Source organism: Staphylococcus sp. FSL W8-0774 (assembly GCF_038006785.1).
Classification (GTDB): domain Bacteria; phylum Bacillota; class Bacilli; order Staphylococcales; family Staphylococcaceae; genus Staphylococcus; species Staphylococcus pasteuri.
Genome location: NZ_JBBOVW010000007.1, coordinates 1 through 1,448, shown reverse-complemented (window position 1 = coordinate 1,448; position 1,448 = coordinate 1). Strand labels below are relative to the sequence as shown.

The 1,448-nt window shown below is 35.6% G+C and carries 1 protein-coding gene; it reads right to left on the bottom strand.

Annotation, left to right across the window (positions count from 1 at the left end; all coding sequences use genetic code 11):
* A partial coding sequence (locus NSQ15_RS12485; protein WP_340747212.1) for a replication/maintenance protein RepL occupies positions 1–382 on the bottom strand: 382 nt, incomplete at its 3' end.
* Positions 383–1,448 lie beyond the last annotated feature (1,066 nt).

Sequence of the window (1,448 nt, the reverse complement as noted above, 5' to 3'; positions counted from 1 at the left end):
GTTTTTGGTCGTCACCTCTCATCAGTAATTCTGGGTTTAACATTAATGCTCCAGTTCTTCTTTTAATGATATTTCCTTCTTCTAAGATTTTAAGTGTTGTATTTACGGTTTTAGTGCTTGTATTTGTTCCTTCTGCTATTTCTCTAACAGTTGCTATCATTGTGTTATTACTTAGATGTACATTATCTAATATATAATTAACAATCTTGAGCTTTTTACCGCCTATCATATCTAACATACTTATTAATTGGACGATATACGCCTTTACAAAGTTACCAGACGTTTGTTTACGGTATAGCTTATCTACCTCTATTACTTCTCCACTTTCCTCGTCTATGAGCCTCTGAGAGCCTTTATATACTGTTCCATATCTTTCTTTCATTTTATATTCACCTCTTATTTTGGTATGTAGTTGAAATATTATCACAGTGGTAAAAAAAATACAACAAAATATGTAAGAAATTACAACAAAACAAGTCAAAAATTACTACAAACAAATTCCTTATAAACCTTATCATCTCAACCTATATTAAGATTTTACCTAGTTAAATCTTCTTTTCTATATAAAGCGTCGGAGCATATCAGGGGGTTCTTCTCCATATAAATGCTTCCCTTCGGCTCGCTTTCGCTCGGCATTGACATGGAGCCTCTGAACCATTCGCTATCGCTCATTCCCCCTGAACCCCCATGCTCCAACAGCAAAAAGGAAACTTTTTGCTGCTATTCCGACGCTTATTCACTTCGTTCATATTTATATAGAAAAGAAGTGAATGCGTTTATGCTTACGTTTATTTTTTGATATATGGCTAGCATTTTGTAGGGGGCTTTGGGGGCTTGCCCCCAACAAGCAGGCGAGCAGTCACGAATGAGCGATAGCGATTGAGTGGCTAGCAAAGCCAGTGCTTGCCAAACCTTAAACAAGCATTTATGCCGAGAAAACATTTTGAGAAAGAAAGGCGAATATGATAGCCACTTCAGTGGCGATTGGTGCCGGTTTTAAGTTGGATTAATTCCAACTTAACAACCAATCCAAATCATATGAGTAAAGTTTCTGCTCAAAATGGAAATTGGAATAAAGCGAGATTAAGGTGGGTCATTATAATGTGAGTATAATAGCGATATAATGAGGGGATAATGTTAGTATAATGATGCTTTTTTTCATTATACTTTTTATGCGTTTTAAACCTGCACGCTTATGCAAATTAGAAAAAAGCTTAATCGCATTTCATAGATTGACCTCCCGTTAACCACATGGTGTTATCGGGAGGTCAATCTATTTCATTTGCGTTAAGCTTTTGATCTGCATTAAGCGTGCAGGTTTTTCGTCTATTTTGCAGACGATTTTATGTTATACTAGTCCTTGAAAGAATAATAATCTGATAAAGCATTTTATTGCTTTTCATTTGCCTCTTGCTCAAAGTTCCCAAATTCGAGTAAGAGGTATTTTT